The organism is Pseudonocardia ailaonensis (assembly GCF_039531635.1).
Classification (GTDB): domain Bacteria; phylum Actinomycetota; class Actinomycetes; order Mycobacteriales; family Pseudonocardiaceae; genus Pseudonocardia; species Pseudonocardia ailaonensis.
This window is the reverse complement of the sequence record NZ_BAAAQK010000019.1, coordinates 1-26,433: the sequence shown is the minus strand read 5'-3', so window position 1 is coordinate 26,433 and position 26,433 is coordinate 1. Positions and strand designations below refer to the sequence as shown.

General features: G+C 73.8%; 26 protein-coding genes and 1 tRNA gene. 11 read left to right on the top strand and 16 right to left on the bottom strand.

Going from position 1 to position 26,433, the window contains the following annotated elements:
• The first annotated feature begins 14 nt into the window (after positions 1-14).
• Positions 15-965 carry an LLM class flavin-dependent oxidoreductase gene (locus ABD324_RS25130; RefSeq protein ID WP_344421950.1) on the top strand — a complete coding sequence of 317 codons (951 nt, stop codon included), beginning with the start codon at positions 15-17 and terminating at the stop codon, positions 963-965.
• 46 nt (positions 966-1,011) lie between these two features.
• On the opposite strand, the gene ABD324_RS25125 is transcribed toward ABD324_RS25130, so the two are convergent.
• The 7 genes from ABD324_RS25125 to ABD324_RS25095 all read right to left on the bottom strand — a co-directional run bounded on the left by ABD324_RS25125 (position 1,012) and on the right by ABD324_RS25095 (position 8,822).
• Positions 1,012-1,968 (bottom strand): TIGR03857 family LLM class F420-dependent oxidoreductase, encoded by a 957-nt coding sequence (locus ABD324_RS25125; protein ID WP_344421947.1) that lies wholly within the window; start codon positions 1,966-1,968, stop codon positions 1,012-1,014.
• Positions 1,965-3,035, bottom strand: coding sequence for a phosphotransferase family protein (locus ABD324_RS25120; protein ID WP_344421944.1), 1,071 nt, complete (start codon positions 3,033-3,035; stop codon positions 1,965-1,967). The genes ABD324_RS25125 and ABD324_RS25120 overlap by 4 nt, the downstream gene beginning before the upstream one ends.
• 9 nt (positions 3,036-3,044) lie before the next feature.
• A complete protein-coding gene (locus tag ABD324_RS25115) occupies positions 3,045-3,395 on the bottom strand; it encodes a nuclear transport factor 2 family protein (RefSeq protein WP_344421941.1) in 351 nt (116 codons plus the stop codon).
• Positions 3,396-5,135, bottom strand: a complete 1,740-nt coding sequence (locus ABD324_RS25110; RefSeq protein WP_344421938.1) for a PEP-utilizing enzyme — start codon at positions 5,133-5,135, stop codon at positions 3,396-3,398. It lies immediately after the preceding gene.
• 254 nt (positions 5,136-5,389) lie between these two features.
• Positions 5,390-6,136, bottom strand: coding sequence for a TetR/AcrR family transcriptional regulator (locus ABD324_RS25105; protein WP_344421935.1), 747 nt, complete (start codon positions 6,134-6,136; stop codon positions 5,390-5,392).
• 44 nt (positions 6,137-6,180) lie between these two features.
• The gene (locus tag ABD324_RS25100; protein ID WP_344421932.1) at positions 6,181-7,629 is read right to left on the bottom strand and encodes an aldehyde dehydrogenase family protein; all 1,449 of its coding nucleotides are present in this window, start codon (positions 7,627-7,629) and stop codon (positions 6,181-6,183) included.
• Positions 7,626-8,822 (bottom strand): cytochrome P450, encoded by a 1,197-nt coding sequence (locus tag ABD324_RS25095; RefSeq protein WP_344421929.1) that lies wholly within the window; start codon positions 8,820-8,822, stop codon positions 7,626-7,628. The genes ABD324_RS25100 and ABD324_RS25095 overlap by 4 nt, the downstream gene beginning before the upstream one ends.
• 147 nt (positions 8,823-8,969) lie before the next feature.
• Between ABD324_RS25095 and ABD324_RS25090 the strand changes: the two genes are divergently transcribed.
• The 5 genes from ABD324_RS25090 to ABD324_RS25070 all read left to right on the top strand — a co-directional run bounded on the left by ABD324_RS25090 (position 8,970) and on the right by ABD324_RS25070 (position 14,122).
• Positions 8,970-9,749, top strand: coding sequence for an SDR family oxidoreductase (locus ABD324_RS25090; protein WP_344421926.1), 780 nt, complete (start codon positions 8,970-8,972; stop codon positions 9,747-9,749).
• Between the two features lie 27 nt (positions 9,750-9,776).
• The gene (locus tag ABD324_RS25085; protein WP_344421924.1) at positions 9,777-11,249 is read left to right on the top strand and encodes an AMP-binding protein; all 1,473 of its coding nucleotides are present in this window, start codon (positions 9,777-9,779) and stop codon (positions 11,247-11,249) included.
• The gene (locus ABD324_RS25080) at positions 11,249-11,884 is read left to right on the top strand and encodes a histidine phosphatase family protein (RefSeq protein ID WP_344421922.1); all 636 of its coding nucleotides are present in this window, start codon (positions 11,249-11,251) and stop codon (positions 11,882-11,884) included. Before ABD324_RS25085 ends, ABD324_RS25080 begins: the two co-directional genes overlap by 1 nt.
• A 70-nt stretch (positions 11,885-11,954) precedes the next feature.
• Positions 11,955-12,578, top strand: coding sequence for a MarR family transcriptional regulator (locus ABD324_RS25075; RefSeq protein ID WP_344421920.1), 624 nt, complete (start codon positions 11,955-11,957; stop codon positions 12,576-12,578).
• The gene (locus ABD324_RS25070) at positions 12,578-14,122 is read left to right on the top strand and encodes a pyruvate, phosphate dikinase (RefSeq protein WP_344421918.1); all 1,545 of its coding nucleotides are present in this window, start codon (positions 12,578-12,580) and stop codon (positions 14,120-14,122) included. Before ABD324_RS25075 ends, ABD324_RS25070 begins: the two co-directional genes overlap by 1 nt.
• Positions 14,123-14,212: 90 nt before the next feature.
• Here ABD324_RS25070 and ABD324_RS25065 read toward each other — a convergent pair whose 3' ends face one another.
• On the bottom strand, positions 14,213-14,509 hold the full coding sequence (locus tag ABD324_RS25065; protein WP_344421915.1) for an antibiotic biosynthesis monooxygenase family protein: 297 nt from the start codon (positions 14,507-14,509) through the stop codon (positions 14,213-14,215).
• Between the two features lie 237 nt (positions 14,510-14,746).
• Between ABD324_RS25065 and ABD324_RS25060 the strand changes: the two genes are divergently transcribed.
• Positions 14,747-15,112, top strand: coding sequence for an STAS domain-containing protein (locus ABD324_RS25060; RefSeq protein WP_344421912.1), 366 nt, complete (start codon positions 14,747-14,749; stop codon positions 15,110-15,112).
• 164 nt (positions 15,113-15,276) lie between these two features.
• Here ABD324_RS25060 and ABD324_RS25055 read toward each other — a convergent pair whose 3' ends face one another.
• From ABD324_RS25055 to ABD324_RS25045, 3 genes are all read right to left on the bottom strand, one after another.
• Entirely contained in the window at positions 15,277-16,047 is a 771-nt protein-coding gene (locus ABD324_RS25055) for an SDR family NAD(P)-dependent oxidoreductase (protein ID WP_344421909.1), read from the bottom strand.
• A gap of 25 nt (positions 16,048-16,072) precedes the next feature.
• Positions 16,073-16,723 (bottom strand): TetR/AcrR family transcriptional regulator, encoded by a 651-nt coding sequence (locus ABD324_RS25050; RefSeq protein ID WP_344421907.1) that lies wholly within the window; start codon positions 16,721-16,723, stop codon positions 16,073-16,075.
• 127 nt (positions 16,724-16,850) lie between these two features.
• Positions 16,851-17,498 carry a VOC family protein gene (locus tag ABD324_RS25045; RefSeq protein WP_344421904.1) on the bottom strand — a complete coding sequence of 216 codons (648 nt, stop codon included), beginning with the start codon at positions 17,496-17,498 and terminating at the stop codon, positions 16,851-16,853.
• A gap of 181 nt (positions 17,499-17,679) precedes the next feature.
• Between ABD324_RS25045 and ABD324_RS25040 the strand changes: the two genes are divergently transcribed.
• Entirely contained in the window at positions 17,680-18,162 is a 483-nt protein-coding gene (locus tag ABD324_RS25040; RefSeq protein ID WP_344421902.1) for an FBP domain-containing protein, read from the top strand.
• A 184-nt stretch (positions 18,163-18,346) separates the two neighbouring features.
• On the opposite strand, the gene ABD324_RS25035 is transcribed toward ABD324_RS25040, so the two are convergent.
• The 5 genes from ABD324_RS25035 to ABD324_RS25015 form a co-directional block, all read right to left on the bottom strand.
• Entirely contained in the window at positions 18,347-19,864 is a 1,518-nt protein-coding gene (locus ABD324_RS25035; protein WP_344421899.1) for a catalase, read from the bottom strand.
• A 96-nt stretch (positions 19,865-19,960) separates the two neighbouring features.
• A complete protein-coding gene (locus ABD324_RS25030) occupies positions 19,961-21,196 on the bottom strand; it encodes a cation:proton antiporter (RefSeq protein ID WP_344421896.1) in 1,236 nt (411 codons plus the stop codon).
• 73 nt (positions 21,197-21,269) lie between these two features.
• Positions 21,270-21,362, bottom strand: a tRNA-Sec gene (locus ABD324_RS25025).
• Between the two features lie 187 nt (positions 21,363-21,549).
• Positions 21,550-22,530 carry a sugar phosphate isomerase/epimerase family protein gene (locus tag ABD324_RS25020; protein WP_344421893.1) on the bottom strand — a complete coding sequence of 327 codons (981 nt, stop codon included), beginning with the start codon at positions 22,528-22,530 and terminating at the stop codon, positions 21,550-21,552.
• Positions 22,527-23,735: a Gfo/Idh/MocA family protein gene (locus ABD324_RS25015; RefSeq protein ID WP_344421889.1), complete on the bottom strand. Its 1,209-nt coding sequence runs from the start codon at positions 23,733-23,735 to the stop codon at positions 22,527-22,529. Before ABD324_RS25015 ends, ABD324_RS25020 begins: the two co-directional genes overlap by 4 nt.
• Before the next feature lie 130 nt (positions 23,736-23,865).
• On the opposite strand from ABD324_RS25015, the gene ABD324_RS25010 reads away from it, so the two are divergent.
• The 3 genes from ABD324_RS25010 to ABD324_RS25000 all read left to right on the top strand — a co-directional run.
• Entirely contained in the window at positions 23,866-24,864 is a 999-nt protein-coding gene (locus ABD324_RS25010) for a LacI family DNA-binding transcriptional regulator (protein ID WP_344421886.1), read from the top strand.
• Between the two features lie 106 nt (positions 24,865-24,970).
• Positions 24,971-25,636: a GNAT family N-acetyltransferase gene (locus tag ABD324_RS25005; protein WP_344421883.1), complete on the top strand. Its 666-nt coding sequence runs from the start codon at positions 24,971-24,973 to the stop codon at positions 25,634-25,636.
• A 112-nt stretch (positions 25,637-25,748) separates the two neighbouring features.
• Positions 25,749-26,433 (top strand): CoA transferase subunit A (locus ABD324_RS25000; protein WP_344421879.1); only part of this gene is annotated, 685 nt, incomplete at its 3' end.

The window sequence follows — 26,433 nt, the reverse complement described above, 5'->3', positions numbered from 1 at the left end:
CCGACGCTGGCGCCATGATCGGGGCTCGCATCGGGTTGAGTGTGCCGCTCGCCCACGGAACCGGGGCGGGCCGAGCGCAGATGGCGGAGTGGTTCGCCAGGGCGGACGCGTCGGGGCTGGACTCGCTGTGGGTCCTGGACCAGCTGATCGGCCGCATGCCGACCCCCGGGCCCGTGGGGGTGCTCGGGTTCGCCGCGGCGATGACCGAGCGGGTCCGGCTGGGCACCGCGGTGTACGTGGTGCCGGGACGCAACCCGATCGCCGCCGCCAAGGAGCTCGCCACGCTCGACTCACTGGCCGGCGGCGGCCGCCTCGTGGTCGGGGTGGGCAGCGGCAACCGGGCGCACTTCCCGACCTTCGGGCTGGGCTGCGCCCACGACGGGCCGCCCGCCCCGCGGGACGTGCTCGACGAGTTCCTCGAGGTCCTGCCCCGGCTCTGGCGCGAGGCCGACGTGCACCATCCGGGCCCGCTGTGGCCGATGGACGGCGTGACGCTCAGCCCGCACCCGGCGGTCCCGCCCGCGCTGTGGGTCGGCGGCGGCGCCCCGGCGGCGCTGCGCCGGGCCCTGCGGTTCGGGTCGGGCTGGATCGGCGCGGGCCGGCACAGCACCGCCGAGTTCGCCGAGCTGGCGGCGCGGTTCCGGGCTCTCTGCGCGGAGGCCGGGCGCCCCGACATGGCCGTCGGCAAGCGGGTGTACCTGCTGGTGGAGGGCGACCGGGCACGGGCGCGGGCGACCATCGAGGAGTGGTTCGGGACCTTCTACCGCCGCCCCGAGCTCGGGGCGACGGTCACCGTGGCCGGTGACGCGGCGGAGTGCCTCGAGCAGCTCGAGGCGCTGACCGCGGCCGGCGCGACCGACCTCATCCTGCACCCGCTCGCCGAGACCGCAGCCCAGCAGGATCTCGTGTTCGACGCGCTGCTCCCGGCGTTGGCGGGCTACCGGACGGCCGCGACCCCGGCGTAGGCCCGGACGACCGGCGCGAGCTCGGCCGGCGTGGAACAGTGGAGGATCACGCCGTCGACGCCCAGGTCGAACTGCGCCCGGACCGCGCGGGCGCAGTCCTCGGCCGACCCCGTCGCCGCAGCCGCCAGCCACTCCGGCGGGATGACCTCGCCGAGGTGCGCGATCTCGTCCCGGGTGGCCACGATGTCGGCCCAGCCGGAGAGTCCCGCGAGCACCGGGTCCTCGCGGAACCGTTGCAGTGCAGCGGGATCCAGCCGTTGGTGCGCACCATGAGGTCGCCGTAGACCTGCAGGTACGTCGCGAGCCGGGCGACGGTGCGGCGCGCCTGCGTCTCCTCGTCGAGCGTGTCCGGCACGGTCGCGAAGCAGGACCACACCTCGACGGCGGCGGGATCGCGCCCGGCCCGCTCGGCGGCGGTCCGGACGGTCTCCACGCACCGCGCGGTCGTCTCGTCGGAGAAGTAGGTGTGGAGCATGACGACGTCCGCCGCCCGGCCCGCCAGCGCGAGGGTCTTCGGGCCGAAGGCGGTGAGCCCCACCGGGATCCGCTCGTCGAAGGTGGGATCGAGCCGCAGCGCCGGGCAGCCCGGCCAGTCCGTCACGGTCTCGCCCCGCCACAGCCGCCGCATCAGCCCGATGAACGCCTCGAGCTGCGCCGTGGTGACCGGCGGCAACCCGAAAGCCGCGAGCTGCGGCGCCAGGCCACGCCCCAGGCCGAGGGTGAGGCGGCCCCCGGTCAGCCGGTGCACCGTCGTCGCCCACGCCGCGGTGACCGCCGGATGGCGCGTGCCGTGGTTGGTGGCGCCGGTGATGATCCGGATGTCCTCGGTGACGGCCCCGGCGGCGCCGGTGAGCGACGCCGCCTCCTTGAGCGCGAACCGCTCCGACAGGAAGGCCGCCCCGAGCCCCAGCTCCTCGGCCAGCCGCAGCTCGCCGAGCATCGCCCGGGGGCTCTCGACGTGCCCGCCGAGGGTGTAGAAGCCCAGCTCGGGATGCGCCGTCATGCGCTGCGTTCGCGGGTCACGGCCACCGAGTCCCAGTCCGCCGCCGCGGCGCAGTTGCGCTCCAGCAGGGCCAGCAGCAGCGTGTTCACCGGTTCGACGTCCGGCAGGATCGCGGTCGCCGCGGTGGTGATGACCAGGCCGGACAGCACCTGGGTGCGGTAGTCCTCGATCGCGTCGGCCAGGGCGTACCCGGGCGCGACCGCCTCGAACTCGCGGACGTAGTGCTCCAGCGGCGCCTGCTCGTGGGCCCGCCGGTCGTCGATGCCGACACTGCCGGACAGGAAGTAGCCGACGTCGTACATCGGGTTGCGCAGGCCGGTGACCTGCCAGTCGATCAGCACGGCACCGAGCCGGCCGCCGACGCTCTCGAAGAGGATGTTGTCCACGCGGGGATCGCCGTGGGTGAGCGTGAGGCGTTCCTGTGGCAGCAGGTGCCACGCGTGCACCACCTCCGCCATCCCGTCGACCAGGTCGAGGTCGGTGGCGGACAGGCGGTCCGCGAAGCGCTTCCGTACCTCGACCGCGCCGGCGCGGGCCTTCTCCGACCAGTAGCCGGCCACCTCGGTCATCCGGATCGGCCAGGCCGGCGCGGTGGCGAGGTCCACCGGGAAGAACGTGGCGTGCAGCCGCGCGAACTGGCGGAGTACAGCCTCGGCGTGCGGGATGTCGCAGCCGGCGACCTGGTTGCCCGCCTCCGCCCCGGTCAGGTCCTCGATCACGAGGTTGATGTTGGTCTCGTCGCCGTCGACGTGGTGCAGGTGCGGGATCCGGCAGGCCGCGCGTTCGGTGATCGCCCGGTAGGCGCCGATCTCGCGGTGGTAGGCGCCGCTGCCCACGCCGTGGGCGTGCACCTCCGGCACGCTCGGCCGGAACTTGGCGACGACGGCGGCGGGCGCCCCGTCCGGGCGCTCGGCCCAGTCGACGGTGACGAGCACGGTGTCGCTGACGTTGCCGGCGCCGATCGGGCGGGTGGTGAAGCCCGCGACCCGGCCGCCCAGCGCGGCCTCGAGCCAGCGGGCGTCGATCTCGTCGATCCGTTCCAAGAGCGGGATGTCGAGAGTGTCCATCGTGGACTCCTACCCCCAGGTGTCGGTGGAGTACGGCGTGTTCCACACGTCCGTGATGCGCCCGTCGCGGACGCGGAAGACCTCGATCCCGGACAGGGTGCGCGCGGCGGTGCGGCCCGAGGCGTTCCAGACCAGCACCGCGTACTCGGCGTCCCCGGCGAGGACCTCGGCGGTGAAGTGCGGCCGCCACTGCGGCAGGTCGGCGGCGATGCGCGCGATCTGGTCCGCGTGGCTCAGCTCCGTCGTGCGTCCGGGATCGTGGCGCACCACGGGATCGGCGCAGATCTCCCGGACCAGGTCGACGTCGCCCGCGTGGTAGATCTCGTCGAGATAGCGGCGGACGACCCCGACGGGGCTCATTCAGACCTCCAGGATCGTCACCGTCGCCGCGGTGCCGTCGACCTCGATGAGGGCCCCGTCCGGGACCCGGCCGGTGGCGTCCGTGGCCGAGACGACGCACGGGATGCCCAGCTCGCGGCTGACGATCGCGGCGTGCGAGAACGGCGCCCCGACGTCGACGACCACGGCGGAGGCGGCGACGAACAGCGGCGTCCACGAGGGGTCGGTGATCGGCGCGACCAGGATCTCGCCGGGCTCCAGCGCCGACGGGTCGTCCGGGTCCGTGAGCACGCGGGCCCGGCCGCGGGTCACGCCCGTGCAGCCGGAGACACCCTGGATGATCTCGCCCGCGACGGCGGCGGTGTGCGTCCGGTCGGAGCGGCGCTTCCACTCCGACAGCGGCGGTGCCTCGCCGACCACGACGAACGGCGGCTCGTAGTCGAAGAGCTCCAGGTAGACCCGCTCCCGCTCCCGCACGGTCCCGGTGAACGAGCCCGGGTCGGCGAGGTAGGCCGGCAGCTCGTCGGCGAAGAGCATGAAGATCTGCCTCGGGTCGTCGAGGTGGCCGGCCGCGGTGCCGCGGCGACCCAGCTCGAGGGCCGGCAGGCGCAGCTCGTGCACCAGCATCGCCGAGGTGGTGCGGGAGCGCTCGCGGCCGCGCAGCCACAGCGCCGCGGCGGCCAGTGACACCTCGAACTGGCCGGCGAGCTCCTCGTTGCCGGCCACGATCGCACGGACGATGGCGGTGGCCTCCTCGCGCTCGCGGGCACGCTGGGCGTTCTTCACCGCGGGCGCCTCGTCGTCGCCGACGCCGCGCATCCGGTCGATGGTGTGCAGCGCGAGCTCGGGCTTGAGCCCCCAGGTCAGCGCGCGCAGCTCCCACTCGGCGGGGCCGCGGAAGTCCCACTCGGCGAGGAAGGCGTCGAGCTCCGCGCGGAACTCGGCGATCGCCGGGTCCGTGCTGGCCGCGATCCGCTCCGGCAGGCCGGGGACGCCGCCGTCGAACAGCGCGGCGACAGCGCCGGTGCGGGCCTTGCGACTGAGTGCCCACATCCCGGTCGACGGGCCGGCGGAGTCGACGTCGCCGATCCCGCTGACGAGGGTCAGCCCGAGCTCGGGCTTGCCGACGGCCGCGGCGAGCTGGCCGATCGCGCCGAGCCCGACGCCGGACTTGAGGCTGGACTCGATGTGGTGCTGGAACAGCCGCCGCTGCAGGTCCGCGAAGGCGGTGATCCGCTCGGCCAGCTCGGCGTCGGTCAGCGCTGCCAGGTCGGGACGGGCGGCGCGCACCTTCTCGACCTCGGCGCGGTCCGCGTCGTAGGTGGCGAGGTCCTTCGCGAGCAGGACCTCCTCCATGAGCCACTGGCCGGCGGAGGCGGAGAACTCCGGGCTGTCGTCGAAGTCCCGGCGCTCGCTCTCGTAGCTCGGGATGCCGGGCATGTCGCCGAAGTACTGCAGGTCCACGGCCTCGGCGCCCATGCCGGGCACCCGCACGCCGAACAGCCGCATCAGCGACATGTTGATGTAGAGGTAGCTGCCGAAGGCGGGCAGGACGTTGCGGTCGACCGCCTTGTCGTACAGGTCGTGGTCCCAGACCTTGCAGGCCACGAACGCGTCCTGCCAGCCCGGCTCCAGGTTCGCCTGGAAGCCCGCCGAGGCGTTCAGCGGCGAGATCGGGTCGGGGAAGATCTCCCCCACGTTGGCCCGCGAGTACAGCGGGAACGTCGTCGAGGTCCTGTCGAAGATCGGCCAGTCGGTCACGGAAGCGGTCTCCTCGTCACTGAGGCAACTGAAGGCGGATGCGTCTGGCGGGCGAGCCCGCGGCACGGGCCCCACGGTGCCGCGCCACGCCGAACCGCGGGGACCGTGCGGTCCGAGCAATTCTGCGACGAACAAGTCACATCGTGGCCCGGACCCCGGGCCGTGTCAAGCCGTTCCCGCCACCCGGCGGAGCGGATCGGTGGCACGACGACGGGCCCGGTCCGGATTGCCCGGACCGGGACGCGTGGGGGTGGTCAGCGGGCGGCGGCCGAGGAGCGGCGCGCGCCGTTCCCGCTGGTGGGGGCGACCTCACCCGGCAGCTCGCCGGCCGGCTCGACGACCGCCAGCGAGCGGTGCCACACCGCCGCGACGGTGGCCGCGAGCTGGTGGATCCGCTCCGGCCGGGGCGCCTCGGCGGGCAGGCCGATGTGGACATAGGCCGTCTGCTCGATGGTCGAGCCGAGGACGTCCGCGAGCAGGTCGAAGTCCGTCTCGGCGATGCGGCCCTGCTGGTGAAGCCGGCGCAGCCAGCGCGCGGTGCGTTCGACGTAGCTGCCGCGCTGGCGCAGCCACAGGTCGGCGAACCCGTCGTCCGCGCTGGTGGCGGCCGCCTCGCGCATCACCCGCAGGATGTGCCGGTTGCGGGTGTACGACGTGAAGTAGGAGGTGGTCAGCGCGACCATGGTGTCGAGGTCGACGCCGTCGCCCACACCCGCCTGACCCCGGCCGGTGGAGGCCGCCAGCTCGTCGAGGCTCGGGCGCAGCGCCTCGAGGAAGATCTCGTTCTTGCTCTCGAAGTGCCGGTAGAAGTTGCCCTGCGAGACCCCGGCGCGGAACACGATGTCCGAGATCCGGGTGCGGGCGTAGCCGTACTCGGAGAAGCAGCTCAGGGCCGCGTCGAGCAGCTCCTGGCGGGTCCGCAGGCCGCGGACGTTCTTGCCGCGGCGCACCGGTCCGGCGGCCTGTCCGCCGTCCGGGACGGCGACGCTCTCCTCCGGCACCGGCGACCCCCTTCCCGCTCCCACGCGGGCTTTGTGAACGGGACTCACCCTATCGCGTCCCCGCCGAGGACGGCCGTGGTCTCCACGAACTCGTCGATGCCGGCCCGGCCCAGCTCGCGCCCCAGCCCGGAGCGCCCGAATCCGCCGAAAGGGGCGTCCAGGCCGTCGCGGGTGCGCGCACCGTTGATCTTCACCTGGCCGGCGCGCAGCCGGGCCGCGACGGAGCGCGCGCGGGCCGGGTCGGCCGACCACACGCCCGCGGCCAGGCCGTAGTCCGTGGCGTTGGCGAGCCGCACCGCGTCGTCGTCGCCGGAGTGGGTGAGCACGGCCAGGACCGGCCCGAACACCTCCTCACGAGCCAGCGCCGACTCCGGCCGGACGTCGGTGACCACGGTGGGCCGGTGGTAGTACCCGACCGGCAGGCCGTCCGGGGCCTCGGGGCCGCCGGCCAGCAGCCGCGCCCCGTCCCCGGCCGCCCGCCGGACGTGATCGCGCACGGCCTCCCGCTGCCGCGCGCTGACCAGCGGCCCGAGGTCCGACGACGGGTCGAACGGGTCCCCGGTCCGCAGCGCGCCGACCGCCGCGACGAGCCGCTCCGCCACCTCGGCCTGCTGATGCGACGGGACGATCAGCCGGGTCAGCGCGTTGCAGGCCTGGCCGGAGTTGAAGAACGCCTGCTGCACGGCGGCGGGGACGGCGACGTCGAGCGCGGTGTCGTCGAGCAGCACGTTGGCGGACTTGCCGCCCAGCTCCAGGCAGACCCGCGTGATGGTCGGGGCGGCCAGCTCCGCGACCCGCGCACCGGAGCGCACGCTGCCGGTCAGGGACACCACGGCCACCCGCGGATCGCGGACCAGCGTCTCCCCCATCACCGGTCCGGTGCCGCACACCAGGTTCAGCACCCCCGGCGGGATCCCGGCCTCGACGGCCCGCTCGACCAGCGCGTACGCGCACAGCGGCGCGATCTCGCTGGGCTTCAGCACGACCGTGCAGCCCGCGACCAGCGCCGGGCCGATCTTCGCCGCGATCTGGTGCAGCGGCATGTTCCACGGGGTGATCGCGACGACCACGCCCGCCGGCACCCGCACGACCTCCCCCGCGGCCAGCGGCTCGCGCCACGGGTAATCGGCGGCGAGGTCCGCGGTGGTGCGCAGGACCTGGATCGGCAGCCCGACCTGCGCCGCCCGCGCCAGGTGCACGGGCATCCCGACCTCGGTGGCGATCAGCGCGGCGAGCTCGTCCACGTCGCGTTCCAGCAGGTCGGCGAGTCGCCGGACGAGCGCGACCCGCTCCTCGAGGGGCGTGTCCGCCCAAGCCGGCCACGCCGCGACGGCCGCATCGAGCGCCGCGCGGGCCTCGGCCGCCGTGCCGGCGGGGGCGTGCCCGACGACCTGCTCGGTCGCCGGGTTCTCGACGGGGATCGGCTCGCCCGCCGAGCGCACCCATCGGCCGCCGATCAGGTGCGCGTCGTGGCCGACCAGGGTTCCGGTCATCCCTGCGTCATCCGCACGGGGAGGTGCTTGATCCCGCGGAACCAGTTGCTGCGCAACCGGTCCGGCTCGCCCAGCAGCTCGATGCGGATGTCGCGGGCCAGCAGCTGCTCGTAGAACACCCGGGTCTCCATCCGCGCCAGGTGCGCGCCCAGGCAGAAGTGCGGTCCGGCGCCGAAGCCGAGGTGCCGGTTCGGCGCGCGGTCCAGGCGGAACTCGTCCGGGGCGTCGAACACCCGTTCGTCGCGGTTGGCGGAGGCGAACCAGAGGACGACCTTCTCCCCCTCGCGGACGGTGCGGCCGTGCAGCTCGACGTCCTCCAGCGCGGTGCGCCGCATGTGGACGACGGGCGAGGTCCAGCGCACCATCTCCTCGATCCCGCTCCGGAGCAGCTGGCCGTCGCCGGCGCGCAGCGTGGGCCACAGCCCCTGCTCCCCCAGCAGCGCGACGGACCCGCTGAGCAGGTTGCGGGTGGTCTCGTTCCCCGCGACCGTCAGCACCATGTAGTAGGGGTTGAGCCACTCCTGGGTCAGCGGGGCACCCCGGAACTCGCCCGCGATCAGGGTGCTGACGATGTCGTCCGCCGGGCAGGCGCGGCGCTCGCTCGTGAGCGCCGCGTAGTAGGCAAACAGCTCGTCGCGCGCCGTCGCCGCCGTCTCCGGGCCCGCCGAGTACTCGGGGTCCTCGCTGCTCGACTCGTTGGTCCAGCGCAGCAGCAGGTCCGCGTCCTCGACCGGGACGCCGAGCATCGGGGCGAAGACCAGGAGCGGCAGGCGGGAGGCGATGACCTTCACGAAGTCGAACTCGCCCAGCCCGAGCGCCTCGTCGAGCAGCTCGGCGGTGACCTGCTCGACCCGCCCCGCCAGCTTCTCGACCTGGCGGGGCATGAACGTGCTGGTCAGCAGGCGGCGCATCGGGGAGTGGTCGGGCGCGTCCATGTTGTGGATCTGCCGCGGGCCGTCGCCCTCGGCGCGCCGGCTGGGGATCTGGGTGCCGTCCGCGTTGCCGAAGCGCGCGGCGTCCTTGGCCACGGCCTCGACGTCGGCGTACCGGGTGAGCGACCAGAACCCCCGCTCCTCGCCGGGGCCGGCGTTCCAGTGCAGCGGATCGTCGTCGCGCAGCGTGCGGAAGGCCTCGCCGTCGCGGGACTCGGCGAACAGGGCGACGTCGAGGAGATCGACGGAGTCGGGTTTCACGTCGGGTGAGGAGACCGGGCAGGAGGCCATGGGGCGGGTCCTTCGTCTCGGAGCGCGGCGCCACCGGCGGCGTCGCCAGGTTTTGCGACTGAGACTATACATCTCGTGCGGTGAGTGGAAGAGTGGAGCACGACCGAGGGAGGACGAGTGGGCACCAGCATCCGCAGGGTCGTCGTCACCGGCGCCGCGTCCGGCATCGGTGCGGCACTGGCCGCGCGGCTCACCGCCGCCGGGCACGACGTCGTCGGGGTGGACCGGGCGGAGGGCGCCGAGGTGCGCTGCGACCTCGCCGACGCGGCGGCCGTGGACACCGCGGCGGCGCGGATCCTGGCCGGCGGCGCCCCGGACGGGCTGGCGCTGGTCGCCGGCGTCCCCGGTACCGCACCGGCCGCGACCGTGTACGCCGTGAACGTCCTCGGCCTGCGCCGCCTCGCCGAGGCCCTGACCCCGGCGATGCCCTCCGGCTCGGCGATCGTGCTGCTCGCCTCGATGGCCGGATACCGGGGCACCCTGTCCGAGGCCGAGGCCGATGCGCTGCTGGACCTGCCCGACGCGGAGCTCGCCCCGGCCCTCGCCGCGCTGGGACTCGACGGCCCCGAGGCCTACCAGGTGTCCAAGCAGCTGGTGCACCGCCACACGCTGCGGCTCGCCGCGCGGCTGCACCCCGCGGGCGTGCGCTGCGTGAGCGTGAGCCCGGGCCCCGTCGCCACCCCGATCCTCGCGGACTTCCGCGCCACCATGCCCTCGCTCGACGTCGCGGCCGAGATCGTCGGCCGGCACGCCCGGCCCGAGGAGATCGCCGCGATCGCGGACTTCGCCCTCTCCCCCGAGGCCTCCTGGCTCAACGGTGTCGACCTGCGGGCCGACGGCGGCCTCACCGCGCTGCGCCAGATCCCCGCGAGCCAGATCCCCGCCGTCCGTTCGTGACCATCCTCTGACCACCCCGGAGGTCGTGTGTATCCCGGCACCGCCGCCGCGCTGGTCCCCGACCGGCCGGCCATGATCCTCGCCGAGACCGGCGAGACCCGCACCCACGCGGAGCTCGACGAGCGGAGCGCCCGGCTCGCCACCCACCTACGCGCGCTGGGCCTGCGGCCTGGCGACACCGTGCTCGTCCTGCTGGGCAACGACCTCCGCTGGGGCGAGGTCTGCTGGGCCTGCTGGCGCAGCGGCCTGGTCCTCGGTGCCGCCAACCGGCACCTCACCGGTGCCGAGCTCACCCCGATCCTGCAGGATGCCGCGCCGCGGGCGGTCGTCACGTCCACCGATCTCCTGCCCCGGCTGCGCGAGGCCGGCCTCGGGGACGTCCCGGTACTGCTCGCGTCCGAACTGGACTCGCTGCTCGCCGGTGTCACCCGGGATCCGGCGCTCGTGGAGACCGCCGGCGGGCGCCTGCTGTTCAGCTCCGGCACCACCGGCCGCCCCAAGCCCTTCCGGGTGCCGCCGCAGGACGTGCACCCCGACACGCTCCCGGTCCGCTCCGCCGGGTTGATGCAGTCCCTGCGGTTCACCGATGCCGGGGACGTCCTGCTCGTCCCCGGCCCGGCCTACCACGCCGGCCCGCTCGGGTTCCTGCAGTCCATGCACCAGCTGGGCGGCACCGTCGTCCTCATGGAGCGGTTCGACGCCGAGGGCGCGCTCGCCGCGATCGAGCGGTACCGGGTGACGCACAGCCAGTGGGTGCCCACGATGTTCGTCCGGCTGCTGCGGCTGCCGGACGCCGCACGGACGAAGTACGACCTGTCCTCCCACCGGGTCGCGGTGCACGCCGGCGCGCCCTGCCCGCCGCAGGTCAAGCGGCAGGTCCTCCAGTGGTGGGGGCCGATCGTCCACGAGTACTACGGCGCCAGCGAGGGATACGGCCGCACCACGATCGGCCCCGAGGAGTGGCTCGCGCACCCGGGTTCGGTGGGGCGCTCGGTCGAAAGCACCGTCCACATCGCGGACGACGCGGGCCGGTTGCTGCCGGCGGGCGAGACCGGGACGGTCTGGTTCGCGAAGCCCGGCGCGGCCGCCCCCGGTCCGGAGCTGGCCGCCACCCCGGGCTGGGGCACGGTGGGCGACCTCGGCCGCCTCGACGCGGACGGCTACCTGTACCTGACGGGCCGTGCGAGCCAGACGATCATCACCGGCGGGGTCAACGTGTACCCGCGCGAGATCGAGGACCTGCTCGGCGGGCATCCGGGGGTCGCGGACGTGGCGGTGCTCGGCGTGCCGGACCCGGAGTTCGGCGAGCAGGTGCGGGCGGTGGTGGTGCCCGTGCCGGAGGCGGGCCCCGGGCTCGCCGACGAGCTGACCGCGTACTGCCGGGACCGGTTGGCGCACTTCAAGTGCCCGCGGACCGTCGTCCTCGCCGCGGAGCTGCCCCGCAGCGACGCCGGCAAGGTCCTCCTGCCCGAGCTGCGCGCCCGCTGGGGTGAGGTCTGATGCAGCTCCTGCTGATCCGGCACGGCCGGCCCCGGCCGCTCGTCGCCGCTCCCGGCGCCGGCGCCGATCCCGGGCTCACCGCCCGCGGCCTCGAGGAGGCCGGCCTGCTGGGCCGCCACCTCGCCGCGGTGCACCCTCCCGACGCCGTCTACACGAGCCCGATGGTGCGGGCCCGGGAGACCGCCGAGGCGATCGTGGCGCACGCACCCGCCCCACTCCACACGGACGAGCGGTTGCGCGAGTTCGACTTCGGGGCCCCGAGCTACACCCCGCCCGAGCTCAGCACCGAGCCGGACGACGTGCGCCGCGCGATGTGGCGGGCGCTCGAGACCGGGGTGTGGGGCACCCACACGTTCGACCCGGACGCGTTCGCGCGCACCGTCTCCGCGGCGTTCGCGGACATCGTGGCCGCCCATCCGTCCGAGGTGGTCGCGGTCGTGTGCCACTCCGGCGTGCTGAACACCTACCTCGGCGCGGTGCTGGACCGGCCGCGCGGGATGTTCTTCCAGCCGGACTACACCTCCGTCAGCCGGGTCGTCGCCTCCCCCGGGCGCTGCCAGCTGCTGAGCCTCAACGAGACCGCCCACCTGCACGTCGACCACCGGGTCACCGCCGACCGAGAGGGACACCGATGAGCGAGCCTGCGAGCGAACCATCCGCACGGCGTCTGCGCGAGGCGCCGACCGAGCGAAGCGAGGGACGGCGATGAGCACCACGACCTCGCCGCTGCTCGTCCTGCACGCGCTGCGGCTGTCCGGGTTCGCCGCCCCCGCCCGGGTCGCCGAGATGAGCGGTCTCGACGAGCCCGCGGTCGCGGCCGCGCTCGGCCGGGCGCAGGAGGACGGGCTCGTGACCGAGCGGACGGGCCGGATCTCCGGCTGGCTGCTCACCCCCGCCGGCCGCACCGCCCACGCCTCGCTGCTCGCCGACGAGCTGGAGGCCACCGGTGCGCGGCCCGCCGTGGAGGAGGCCGACGCCGCGTTCCTCACGCTGAACGAGCCGTTCAAGCAGCTGTGCTCGCGCTGGCAGCTGCGGCCGGACGGCACGCCCAACGATCATGCGGACCCCGCGTACGACGCGTCCGTCGTCGCCGATCTCGGTCCGGTGCACGAGCAGGTCGTCGCGCTCACCGGGCGGCTCGCGAAGTCGTTGCCGCGCTTCGGCCGCTACCCGCGCGCGTTCACCGCGGCCCGGGAGCGGCTCGAGGCCGGGGACGGCTCGGCCTTCGCCAAGCCGCTGTCGGGCAGCTACCACGACGCGTGGATGGAGCTGCACCAGGACTTCCTCAGCACCCTCGGGCGCGAGCGCTCCGCCGCGGACGGCCACTGATGCTCCCGGTCTTCGCCTTCGACCACGCCCACGACGCGCCTCCCCGCGAGCTCACGGACCTGTTGGGCGGCAAGGGCGCGGGGCTCGCCGAGATGACCTCGGTGCTCGGCCTGCCCGTGCCGCCCGGCTTCACGATCGCCGTCCCGCTCTGCCGTGCCTACCGGGAGGGCGGCTGGCCCGACGGGCTCGACGAGGCGATCGCCGGGCAGCTGTCCGAGCTGGAGTCGCGCATGGGCCGCCGGCTCGGCGATCCCGCGGACCCGCTGCTGGTGGCCGTGCGCAGCGGGGCGCCGCGATCGATGCCGGGCATGCTCGACACCGTGCTCAACCTGGGGCTGAACGACGAGACGGTCGAGGGCCTCGCGGCGGTGTCCGGCAACGCGGACTTCGCCTGGGACAGCTACCGGCGCTTCCTCACCATGTACGCCACCACCGTCCTGGGCGTCACGCCGCCGGCCACCGACGGCCCACCCAAGGACCGGGTCGCCGTGCTGCGCCGGGAGCTGCCGCGGATCCCCCAGGACCCGGTGGCGCAGCTGCGCGCCGCGGTCGAGGCGGTGTTCCGCAGCTGGGACAGCCCGCGGGCCCGCAGCTACCGCGCCCACGAGGGCATCGCCGACGATCTCGGCACCGGGGTCACGGTGCAGGCCATGGTGTTCGGCAACCGGGACGAGCGGTCCGGCACCGGCGTCGTCTTCACCCGGGACCCGTCGACGGGCGAGAACCGGCCCTACGGCGACTTCCTGCCCCGCGCCCAGGGCGAGGACGTCGTCGCCGGGATCGCCCGCACCCTGACCCTGGACGACATGGCCGCACAGCTGCCCGAGGCCCACCGTGACCTGACCGGGCGGCTCGGGCTCCTCGAGGCGCACTACCGCGACCTGTGCGACGTCGAGTTCACCGTGGAACAGGGCCGGCTGTTCATCCTGCAGACCCGGGTCGGCAAGCGCGGTGCCGTGGCAGCCGTCCGCATCGCCGCGGACCTGCTGCGCGACAACGTGATCACGGCGGACGAGGCGCGGGCCCGGACGGACGGTCTCCGCGACCGGGCCCGGGACGAGGTCCTCGCCGCGGCCCGGCAGGGATCCACCTCCGAGCCCCTGGCCCGCGGCCTCGGGGCCTCCCCGGGCCGCGCGACCGGCATCGCCGTGCTCGACGCGGACGCGGCCGCCGACGCGACCACCGACGTCGTCCTCGTCCGCCCCGAGACCAGCCCCGCCGACGTCCACGGCATGGGCGTCTCGGCCGGCATCCTGACCAGCACCGGCGGGCTCGTCAGCCATGCGGCCGTCGTCGCCCGCGGCTGGGGGCTCCCCGCCGTGGTGGGGGCCGGGGACCTGGTCGTCGGCGAGGCGGACGTGCGGACGGCCGCGGGCGAGGTCCTGTTCGCGGCCGGCGACACGATCACGATCGACGGCACGACCGGCGAGGTCTGGCGGGGCGAGCTCGCCGCGGGGAGCACGGACCTGTCGGACGAGGACATCCTGGCCCGCGACCTTCCCGAGCTCAGCGCGCTGACCGGGCCGGCCCGCCCGGGAACGTGATCGTGCGCTCCCGGTCGTCGGGCAGGCCTGCAGCTCGGTGACGCCGGCGTCGGCGACGACCGCGGGGAGGGGCGGCCCTCGCCACCGCCTTCAGCCAGGCAGCACGTCCCGCACGTGCTCCACCTGGGGAGCCTGCACGAAGAAGCCGCCCGCCAGCTCCCGCCACCTCGCGAAGCCCTCCGAGCCGCGGAAGGTCTCCGTGTGGTGCTCCACGGTCTCCCACTCGACGAGCAGGCGGTACCGGGTGGGGAGCTCCTCGCTGCGGACCAGCCGGATATCGTGGCACCCGTCCGCGGCGAGGAAGATCGGCACGGCCCGGGCCACGGCCGCCTCGAACGCCTCCGCCTCGCCCTCGCGGATCTCGATCTGCGCCATCTCGGTGATCATGCGGCCTCCTGCGTCCGGGGAACGTGTGCATCCACCGTAGGACCCCTGCGCGGCTCACCCGATCGGATGATCGACAACGTGCCGCAGATCGCTAACACGGTGTGCAACACATCCGATACGCAGCGTGACAGGCCGCCCTCCGTGGTCGGCCCGTCAGCCGAGTCGAGGAGGTCGATCCCCCATCAGTACCGTCCCGAGTCAGTCCAGCCCGGCCGTCCACCTCCGGTGGTGCGGTTGGTGACGCACGTGCACGAGCCCGCTCCCCGACCCGCTCCCCCGTCGAGGCCGTCGCCACCGTCGAGCCTCGAGATCGAGATCGGCAGCCGGACGACCATCCGGCTGGCCGGCGAGCTCGATCCCGCCGACATCGCGGACACCCGCAAGCTCCTGGCCGCCTACGTCCGGGCCGGCACGACGATCGCGGTGGACCTCACCGCCGTCGCCGTCATCGGCCCGCACGGCGTCGCCGCGCTGGCCGAGCTGGCCGACCTGGCCCACCGCCAGGGCTCGGTGCTGGAGGTGATCGCGACCGATGCCCCGATGCGGCAGGCCCTGACCGACGCGGGGCTCACGATCGAGCCCGGATCCCCGCCCGACCCGTGACCGTCCGGCGCGTCGACGGCGGTGGTCCGCACGCGCCCCGACCCTCGACGCGCCCCGCTGCCCTCCCGGGCGGCGAGGCGCGTCGGCCGGGCCGGTTCCCGAACCTGTTCACGGTCATCGGGCCCGCCCGGCCTTCGTGAGCGCCTCCCCGCCCCCGCGGCGCCTCACCGCAGAGCGCGGTCCGGCCCGCCCCCGTCGATCTCGATCCGCTGGCCGGTGACGTGCTCCGCGTCCTGCGAGACGAGGAACGCCACCGCCCCGGCGACGTCGGCGGGCCGGGTCACGCGCCCGAAGGGGTACTCCGCGTCCAGCTCCGCGATGGTGACGCCGCCGGCGGCCCTGACCAGCCGCTCCCCCATCTCGGTGGCGACCAGCCCGGGAGCGACGATGTTGACGCGCACGCCGTGCTCACGCTCCTCGCGCGCCAGCGTGCGGGCCGCGGCCTCGATCGCCGTCTTGGCAATCGTGTAGGCGGCGCCGGCCTTGGGCGTCTTCCCGGTCGTGGTGCTGGAGATGACCACGACGTCCGCGCGCCCGGCGGCGCGCATCCCCGGCAACAGCGCCCGGATCAGGTCCAGCGGGCCGAGCACGTGCACGTCGAGCAGCCGCTGGTACTCCGACCGCTCCGTGTCCCCGATCAGCGTGGCGCGCGAGGCCACCCCGGCGTTGCTCACCAGCAGGTCCACCGTGCCGAGGTCCGAGGCGATGCCCGCGAGCATCGCCTCGACGGCCGCGGCGTCGCCCACCGGCGCGCCGTACGCGACCGCCCGGCCCCCCTTCGCCGTGATCTCCTCGACCACCTCGGCCGCGGCATCGCCGTCGCGCCGGTAGTTGACGGCGACGGCGGCCCCGTCCGCGGCGAGCCGGAGCGCGATGCCGCGCCCGACGCCGCGCGATCCACCCGTGACGAGCGCGGTGCGCCCTGCCAGCGACATTCGGTGTCCCTTCACAGAGAAGCGGTCAGGAGGCGCGCGAGCGCAACGCCTCGTCGGTGGCGATCCCGCGGATCGCCATCTCGGCCATCTCCCCGCCGATCTGCTCGGGCGAGAACTCCCCGCCCGGGCGGAACCAGCGGTAGACCCAGTTCGTGGAGCCCAGGATGGACAGCGCGGCGAGCCGCGGGTCCAGGTCGGGCCGGACCTGGCCGGCGGCCTGGCCCTCGTGGACCAGGTCCCGGAACACGCCCTGGTAGGCGTGCTCGGAACCGAGGATCTCCTCGCGCCGGTCGATCGGCAGCGACGAGAGCTCGTGCAGGAAGACGGCCGTGGGCACGAGGTGGCGGCACGTGTGCTCCACGTGCCCGCGGATCACGTTCTCCAAGCGCTGCAAGGGATCACCCTCGATCTCGGAGCGCGCCCGCACGACCGCCAGGCCGTCCTTGTGGACCGTGCTGATCACGTCGAACAGCAGGTCCTCCTTGGACTGGATGTAGTAGTAGAGGCTGCCCTTGAGCATGCCGAGACGATCGGCGATGTCCTGCAGCGAGGCGCCGTCGTACCCCTTCTCGTAGAAGATCTGGGTCGCGACCTCGATGAGCTCCGCCCAGCGCTCCTCGCGGGGTTTACGCTCACCCCCCGAACGGCGCGGGCTCCGCCCTGCCGGCTGCCGCATACCCGTGCCCCCTTCGCGCCAGGTCGCAGGACCCTACCAAACGGTTGACATGCTCGGAGGGGAACGAGTCGTGCGGTGGGACGTGATGGCGGCGTGCACTGTGGACGACGAGGCACCTCGTGACGACCTACTCGTCGGGCTCGGGGAAGGCGCAGAACTCGTTGCCGGCGGGGTCGGCGAGGACGGTCCAGTCCGGGCGGCGGTCCCGGACCTCGGCGCCGGGGACCTCGCCGTACACGTCCCAGTGCCACCGGTTCTTCACCGTCCGCGGGTCATCGACGGGGACGAACTTCCAGGTCATGCCCAGGCCCGGGACGTCCTCCAGGTAGCGAGGGGCGCCGTCCGGGCCGGGGACGATCCGGGCGCCGGTGCGCTGTGCCCACCACGCCGCGTCGGCCACGGGATCGGCGGCGTCCGTGCACAGTCCGATCGCCCGCGGACCGGCCCGGAGTCCGTCGACGGCCCCGTCTCCCTCGAAGGCGCAGAACTCGTTGCCCTCCGGGTCCGCGTAGACCGTGAAGACGTCGAACTCCGCGAGCCGCCGGGCACCCGGCACCTCGCGGCCGGGCACCGCGAGATCCAGGTGCACCCGGTTCTTGACGACCTTGGGATCGGACACCCGGTTGACCCACAGCCAGGGCACCCCGCCGGCCCGGAGCACCGCGTCCCCGTCCGGCAGCAGCTCCGCGTCGAGCCCGAGCAGGCCCGCCCAGAACTCGGCCACCGCCTCCGGCACGGCGGCGTCGGCGCACAGGTCCTTGATCCGGACGCTCATACCCCGGAACCTAGAGCGTCCCGGTGCCCGTGGCGAGGAGGGTCCGGCCCGCTCCTCTCGTGAGTGGCGATGGTCGCCATGGCGACCATCGCCACTCACGGAGTGGTCGGGAATCCGGCTGCGCGCCCGGGAGCTCGGCCCCTACGGTGATCGGGTCCCCTCCCCGCGACCCGAGACGACCATGACTGCCGAAACCCGCATCCGCCGCGCCCTCGCCAACTGCACGAAGGGCGAGGCGAGCCGGCTGACCCTGCCGCCCGAGATCCGCGAGCTCGACCTCGACGCGCTCGACGACGTCGTCGGCTGGCGGGACGCGAAGGCGCCCGACCGCGCCGTCCTGCTCCTGCCGGGTTCGCCCGAGCCGGCGGCGGTCCTGCTCCGCGCCGCGTCGAACCCCGTGGGGACCACCGGGATGTGCGCGCTGTGCCGCACCACCCACAGCGCCGGCGGCACCACCCTGTTCACCGCGGCCCGCCGCGGACCCGAGGGCCGCAGGGGCGCGACGGTCGGGACCTACGTGTGCGCCGACCTCGGCTGCCGGCGCCACGTCCGCGTCGGGAAGGCCACGGCGGCCCTCCGGCCCGCGCCCGGCCTGAGCGTGGAGGAGCGGCGCGCGGGTCTGCGGGAGCGGGCGGCGGCGTTCGTGGGCGACGTCGTCCGCTGAGTAGCGTCCCGGGCGCTCTCCGCAGGCGGGTCGGCGCGGCCGACGTCGAGACGCCGCCACCGGGATCACCAGGCTCGCGGTCACCTGGTGCGGCGCCCCGGTCTCCGGCCCGCCAGGTCGTCGGCGGCCTGGACCTCGTGAGTGGCGATGGTCGCCATGGCGACCATCGCCACTCACGGGGAGGTCAGGCCTTGTGCTGCATCGAGGTGCGGGCCGGGTTGCCCTGGTCGGCGGCCTTCGGGTCCTGCTCCGACGCCTTCTCCCGGACGCCGGCCTCGATCTGGTCGCCGACGCTCTTGTCGATGTTCTTCCAGTACTGGAACGCCCGCTCGAGAATCGGCTCGGAGACGCCGTTGAGCAGGTGCCCGACCACGTTGTCCACCAGGCGTTCGCGGCCGGCGTCGTCCATCACCTCGCGAACCAACGTCCCGGCCTGACCCCAGTCGTCGTCCTCCGGATGGTCGACGTAGGCGCTGCGCATGATGTCGCCGTCGGCCTGCCAGGTCGGGACGTGGTTCGAGGTGTCCGCCGCCGGACCGCCGTAGGAGTTCGGCGCGTAGACCGGGTCGGCCACCTTCCGCATCTGCATCGCCCCGTCCTTCGAGTAGGTGTGCACGGGGCACACCGGGGCGTTCACGGGGATCTGCTGGTAGTTCGCGCCCAGGCGGTACCGGTGCGCGTCCGCGTAGGAGAACAGGCGCGCCAGCAGCATCCGGTCCGGCGACGGGCCGATTCCGGGCACCAGGTTGTTCGGCTGGAACGCCAGCTGCTCGATCTCGGCGTGGTTGTCGGTGGGGTTGCGGTCCAGCCGCATCCGGCCGACCTCGATCAGCGGGTAGTCGGCGTGCGGCCACACCTTCGTCAGGTCGAAGGGGTTGAAGCGGTAGTCCTTCGCGTCCGCGTACGGCATGACCTGCACGTGCAGCGTCCAGGTCGGGTACTCGCCGTCGCGGATGTGCTCGAAGAGGTCGCGGGTGTGGTAGTCCGTGTCCGCCGACGCCATCTGGTCGGCCTCGTCCTGGGTGAAGAACTCCATGCCCTGGTCGGTCTTGAAGTGGTACTTGACCCAGAACTCCTCACCCTCGGCGTTGATCCACATGTAGGTGTGGCTGGTGTAGCCGTTCATGTGGCGCCAGGTGCGCGGGATCCCGCGGTCGCCCATCAGCCAGGTGACCTGGTGCGCGGACTCCGGCGAGAGCGTCCAGAAGTCCCACTGCATGTCGTGGTCGCGCAGGTTGTTGTCCGCGCGGCGCTTCTGGGAGCGGATGAAGTGCTGGAACTTCATCGGGTCCTTGATGAAGAAGACCGGGGTGTTGTTGCCGACCATGTCGTAGTTGCCCTGGTCGGTGTAGAACTTCACCGCGAAACCCCGCGGGTCGCGCCAGGTGTCGGGGCTGCCGCGCTCCCCCGCCACCGTGGAGAAGCGGACACCGAGGTCGGTCGTCGCGCCGGGCTGGAACAGGGCCGCCTTGGTGTAGGCGCTGACGTCGCCGGTCACCTCGAAGGACCCGAAGGCGCCGCTGCCCTTCGCGTGCGGCTGCCGCTCCGGGATGCGCTCGCGGTTGAACTGGGCCATCTGCTCGATGAGATAGCTGTCCTGCAACAGGATCGGGCCGCCGGCGCCGACCGTCAGCGAGTGCTCGTCGCTCTCGACGGGGATGCCTGCGTCGGTGGTGGTGGGGTTCGGGCGCACCGTGGTCACGGGCCCTCCTTCGGTCGCGGTCGTGCTCGGGGGCGACGGACCACGCTGCTGGATCCGCCGCCATCCGGGCGTACCCGCCCCGGGCGGGCCGACACCTCAGGAGGGCAGCTCGTCCCGCTGGGGCGCCGCCTCCTGCGGCGTCACCGGCGGCGTCTCCGGTGCCGCGACGGGCACGGCCGGGCGGTGGATCGCCACCGCGACGGTGGGCAGGATCAGCACGGTCAGCACCCCGGCCCCGACCAGCGCGGCCCCGTTCTCGGGCAGCATCGTGCCGTTGCGCATCCCGATCTCGACGAGCGCCACCACCAGCGGCAGCGCGGTGGCGGACACGAGCATCGTCTGGATCCGCTCGCGCAGGGACAGGACGCCGATGTAGACCAACAGCGCCGGCAGGCCGCGGATCGCGATCATGAGCCCGAAGAACAGCAGCAGCCGCAGCGGGGCGGCCGCGATGGCCTGCAGGTCGATCGTCATGCCCGAGTACACGAAGAAGATCGGGATCAGGAAGCCGTGCCCGGCGACGTCGAGCTTCTCCTCCAGCGCCGGCGCGCTGTTGCCCGCCCACCGTCGCAGCACCATCCCGGCGACGAACGCGCCCAGCACCGCGTCGAGGTGGAACCGCTCGGTGACCGCGAGCAGCAGGACCAGGAGGAGCACCGTGAAGCGCAGCGTGATCTGACTGGTCTCGTGCTGGCGCTCCTCGAAGATCCGGTCCAGCCGCCCGCCGCCGAGGTGCAGCACCCGCCCGGCCAGGCTCAGCAGCACCGCGAGCACGACGACGGCGGCGAGCGAGAGCAGGGCGACGAACTTGCTGCCGACGCCGAGGAACACCGCGATCGCCAGGATCGGCAGCAGCTCCCCCGCCGCGCCGCCCGCCAGCAGGTAGCCGCCGAGCCGCCCGTGCAGCATCCCGTTCTCCCGCAGGATCGGCACCAGCGTGCCGAGGGCGGTGGTCGTCATCGCCAGCGCGACGGGCACGAAGGCACGCACCACGCCCATCCCGGTGAGCAGGCCGACCACCCCCAGCCCGAGGGCGAGCGAGACGACCCAGGCCAGCGCCGCCCGCCGGCCGGCGTCCTGGCGGTGCAGGCGCTGGTCGATCTCGTAGCCGGCCAGCAGGAACACGAACCCGAGCCCCAGGTCGGCGAGCGGCTCGATGGCCTGCGGTGACGCCACCGCCATGACCTGCGGCCCGACGACGATCCCGCCCGCCAGCAGCAGCACCACCTGCGGGATCCGCAGCTTCGGCAGCAGACCGAGCAGCAGGGGGGCCAGTGCCGCCACCGCCGTCACGGCCAGCAGGGTGTAGAGCGCGGTGCCGACGTCGTCCATCCCGACCTCCCCGCGGCCCGCCGCGGGCCGCCCGGTGATCAGGTCGGTACGGAGGGTGCCTTCGTTAAGGGAGCGGAGGCGGACGGGAATCGAACCCGCCTGACCGAGGTGCTCGGCCACGTCGGTGTTGAAGACCGCGGGGGCCACCAGGCACCCGGACGCCTCCCTCCGCCACCCCGGAAGGCGGCGAAGGTCACCCTACCCACATCCCCCGGCGGCCCGGCTCGTTGGGAGATCGGGATGTCGCCAGCGGGTCCGGCCGGGCCGCGCGACGGCGCCCGGCCGGGCTCGCCCGATCCTCGCCCAGCCATCGCGGCTCGACCAGGCAGGATGCGTGCCCGGCCAGCCTCGTCTCAGGCCAGGTTCCCGGCGGCGGCGAGGAGGTTCTTCGCCGCCAGGGCGAGGCCCTCGGTCCGGGAGAACGCGGCGTCCTCGTGCTCGATGTTCACCGCGATGTCCGGGTCGACCTCGGCGAGGGCGCGTAGGAACTCGGTCCAGTAGCCGACGTCGTGGCCCTCCCCCACCGCCACGAAGCGCCAGGCGGGGTTCTCGGGCCAGGCGTTGCACCAGAAGCCGTAGCCGGTGGGCACGGTGGCGTCCCGGGTGAAGCTCGTGTCGAGCACCCCGCGGATGTCGACGCCCGGCTGGAGTGCGGCGTCCTTGGCCGCGGCGTGGAACACCAGGGGCCCCAGCCACCTGATGCACGCGACGATGTCCATGCCCTGCCACATGAGGTGGCTCGGGTCCATCTCGGCGCCGACGTTCGTGGCACCGATGTCGTCGACCAGCTTCCGGAGGGTGACGGGCGAGAACACCAGGTTGTGCGGGTGCATCTCGATGGCGACCCGCACCCCGTTCTCCCGGGCCAGCGCGTCGATCCCGCTCCAGAACTCGCGGGCGACGGCCCACTGGTAGTCCAGGACGTCCATGTACACGCCGTCCCAGGGGTTGACGACCCAGGAGGGGTACTTCGCGTCCGGGTCCGAGCCGGGCGTGCCGGACATGGTGACGACGTGGCGGACGCCGAGCAGCCCGGCCAGGCGGATGGTGCGGCGCAGGTCGTCGGCGTGCTTGGGGCCGACGCCCGGCAGCGGGTTGAGGGGGTTGCCGTTGCAGTTCAGGCCGGTGAGCTCCATGCTCCGCTCCGCGAAGGTCGCGAGGTACTCCTCGCGGGCCGTCGCGCTGCTCAGCAGCAGGTCGACCGGGCAGTGCGGCGACGGGATGAATCCGCCGGAGTTGACCTCGACCGAGGTGAGGCCGTTGCCCGCGAGGACGTCGAGGGCCTCGGTGAGGGTGCGGTCGTGCAGGCAGGCGGTGTAGGCGCCGAGCTTCATCGGTGGTCCTCTCGGACGGTGACGGCAGTGACGTCGACAGCACGGCCGTCGTTGTCGGCGGAGCGCACGACCGCCTGGATGATCTCCATGGTGCGCAGGGCGTCGGCGAAGGTGGCGCACGCCGGGAGCGGATCGGCCACGCCCGCGACCTGGTCGAGGAAGGCGCGTGCCTGGTAGGTGAAGTTCTCGCTGTTGCCGCCGCCGACCCCCGGGGCCTCCATGGGCATGCCGCCCTTGAAGTACGGCAGCTGCGGTCCGGCGATGATCTGCCGGGCGCCCCGGGTGCGGGCCTCGGGCTGGGCATCGTCGAACAGGTACTCGGCGGGGCGGTTCTGGTCGAACGCCGCGCGGCCGCCGACGCCGAGGACGTCGAACGCGAGGCCGTTGGGAAGGCCGAAGGCGGTGCGGGACACCGAGAAGCTCCCCACCAGGCCCGAGGCGAAGCGGGCGGTGAAGGTGGCGGAGTCCTCGTTCTCGACCTCGCCGAGCTCGTCGGACACCGGTGCGGCGTCGTGGCCGACCACCGCACCGAGCGGCAGGGGGCGCTTGCCGATCTGCGTGGACAACGAGGCGCCCATGACCGCGACGATCGGTCCGGCGACGTACTGGGCGGTGTCGATCACGTGCGAGCCGATGTCGCCCAGTGCCCCGGATCCCTTGGGGCCCTTGAAGCGCCAGCTCAGCGGGCCGCGGGGATCCGTGGCGTAGTCGCACCAGTAGCGGCCCTGGAACACGCTCAGGTCCCCCAGCTCGCCGCGCCGCGCGTGATCGCGGATGGCGGCGATCGACGGGTTGCGCCGGAACGTGTAGCCGACAGCGGTGACCAGGTCGGTCGAGCGCTCCAGCTCGACCATCGCCCGGGCGTCGTCCAGGGAGCCGGCGAGGGGCTTCTCGCAGAGGACGTGCTTGCCGGCCGCCACGAGGGCCTCGGCGATCGGCCGGTGCAGCGCGTTGCCCACCACGATGCTCACGGCGTCGATCGACGGGTCCTCGGCGACCTGCTCCCAGCTCGCGTAGGCCCTCTCGTAGCCGTAGCGGCGGGCGGCGTCCTCGCCGAGCGCGACGTTGGCGTCGGCGATCGCGGCCAGCCGGACGGGCGGCAGGCCGGGGCCGAACACGGTGTTCGCGTTGAGGTACGCCGCCGCATGGCTGCGGCCGGCCATGCCGGCGCCGATCACGGCGACGGAGAGCGGGGTGGTCGTCATCGACGCATGCCTCTCGATCGGGAACCGGAACGTTCTGGTTTGCCTGGTCAGCAGTACCGGAACGTTCTGGTACGGTGCGACGGACGGTAGGCGCTGCGACGCGAGTATGTCAAGACAAACGAGGGCGGGAATGGGCGGCAGGATCACGATCGTCGACGTCGCGCGGCGCGCCGGGACGTCCGTGTCCTCGGCGTCCGTGGCACTGCGCGGGGAGCCCGGGGTGTCCGAGGAGACCCGCCGGCGGATCCTGCGGACGGCGGACGAGCTGGGCTACCGGCCGGACCGGCGCGCCCGGACACTGCGTGAGCAGCACTCCCGGCTGCTCGGCGTCACCTACGGGGTCGACGAGGCCTTCCACGCCGAGGTGGTCGGGCACCTGTACCGGGCGGTCGCGGACACCGGCTACGACCTCGTGCTGAGCGCGACGACCCGGGACCGGGGCGAGCCGGCCGCGGTCGAGAGCCTGCAGCGGGACCGCTGCGCCGCGCTCGTGCTGGTCAGCCCGGAGATGAGTGCCGCCGAGCTGGGCGCGCTGCGCGTGCCGACCGTGCTCGTCGGCTCCGAGCTCACCGCCGCGTCCGTGGACTCGGTCCACGCGGACGACCGGCTCGGCATCGCCCTCGCCGTCGGGCACCTGGTGGGGGCCGGGCACCGCGACGTCCACTACGTCGACGGCGGGCGGGCCGTCCTGAGCCGCACGCGCCGCGAGGGCTATCTCGCCGCCATGGCCGCCCACGGGCTGGCCGACCGGGCCCGCGTGCTGCCCGGCGGGGCGGACGAGGAGTCCGGTGTCGCCGCCGCCGGGACGCTGCTGGCGGGCCCCGTCGTGCCCACCGGCGTGCTGACGCACAACGACATGACCGCGTTCGGACTGCTCCTGGCGCTGCGGGCGCGGGGCGTCGCCGTACCGGGGCGGATGTCGGTCGTCGGCTACGACGACACGCGCCTCGCCGCGTTGCGGAGCATCGAGCTGACCTCGGTGAGCCAGGATCCGGCCGCCCTCGCGGCCGCCGCGATCGGCCGCGCGATCGCCAGGGCCGAGGGTTCTCCCGGACCGGCGACCGAGCACGTCACGCCGCCGCGGCTCGTGGTGCGTGGCAGCTCGGGGCCCGTGCCGTCACTTGCATGAGCGGTGTCCTACCCACGGGTAGGGACAACCCCCGAAAACGGCTCCTCCGGGACGAGGACGGCCCCTGTGCCGGCTCTTCCCGCTACCGAAGGGAAGGAGCCCTCCGATGTACCCCGTCTCCATCCCCGGAGTGCGGATCCACGATCTGGGTCCCGGCCGGGCCGACATCCTGGACACCGTGTTCGGCGGCATGTCCACCACCAGCCGCTACCGCCGCTACCACTCCGGCATCCCCGCCCTCACACCCCGGACCCGCACCGTGCTGAGCGCCGTCGACGGGCGGCGGCACATCGCCGTCGTCGCGTACGCGGGGGCCGATCCGGTCGGCATCGCGCGGCTCGTCGCGATCGACCGGCGGCAGGCCGATCTCGCCGTCGAGGTCGTCGACGCCTGGCAGCACCGCGGGATCGGCACCGCACTGCTGCGCGCCGTGTTCACCGCCGGCGCGCGGGCCGGCTTCACGGAGGTCGTCGCGGACGTCCTCGCCGAGAACTCGCCGATGCTGCGCCTGCTCGCCCTGCTGCTGCCCGACCACACCCGCCATCCCTGCGGCCCCGAGGTCCGCCTGATCGCCTCCCTGGAGAACACCGTGAGCCCGAACCCGCTCGTCGACCAGCACCGCTCCGAGCTCCTCGCCGCCGCCCGTGACCACCGCCTCGCGAGCACGGGCCGGGCGCGGGCACGCCGGGCGACGGGCGCTCGTCAGGTCCTCGGCACGCTGGCCGCGCTGCCGCTCCCGTGGCGGTGCCGCCGCGTGAGTCCGGTGCCATAGGCACCAGCCTTGTTGCCCGTCCGGCCGGTCGACTAGCGTCGCGGAACGGAGCCCCGACGGTGTGACGCCTCGGGTCGCCGCCGTCGTACGACCTGGTGAGGAGTCATCTGGCATGGACAAGTCGACCACCGCCGAGGAGGCGTTGGCGGGGATCACCGGGGGTGCTTCGCTCGCTGTGGGCGGGTTCGGCCTGTGTGGGATCCCGTCGACGCTGATCGCTGTGTTGCACCGGCTCGGGGTGGGTGATCTGAGGGTGGTGTCGAACAACTGCGGGGTCGACGACTGGGGGTTGGGGATCCTGCTCGCCGACAAGCGGATCTCGAGGGTGACGGGCTCGTATGTGGGGGAGAACAAGGAGTTCGCCCGCCAGTACCTGGCCGGGGAGCTCGAGGTCGAGCTGTGCCCCCAGGGCACCCTCGCCGAACGCCTCCGCGCGGGTGGGTGTGGGATCCCGGCGTTCTTCACCCCGGCCGGGGTGGGTTCCCAGATCGCCGATGGTGGCCTGCCGTGGCGCTACGCGGCGGACGGGTCGGTCGCGCTGGCGTCCCCGGCGAAGGAGGTCCGCTCGTTCCGGGGTGTGGACCACGTCCTGGAGGAGGCCATCGTCACCGACTTCGCGCTGGTCGCCGCGGCGAAGGGGGACCGGCACGGGAACCTGGTGTTCGACAAGTCCGCGCAGAACTTCAACCCGTTGTGCGCCATGGCCGGCACCGTCGCCATCGCCGAGGTCCAAGAGCTCGTGGAGCCCGGGGAGATCGATCCCGCCCAGGTGCACCTGCCCGGCGTGTTCGTCCAGC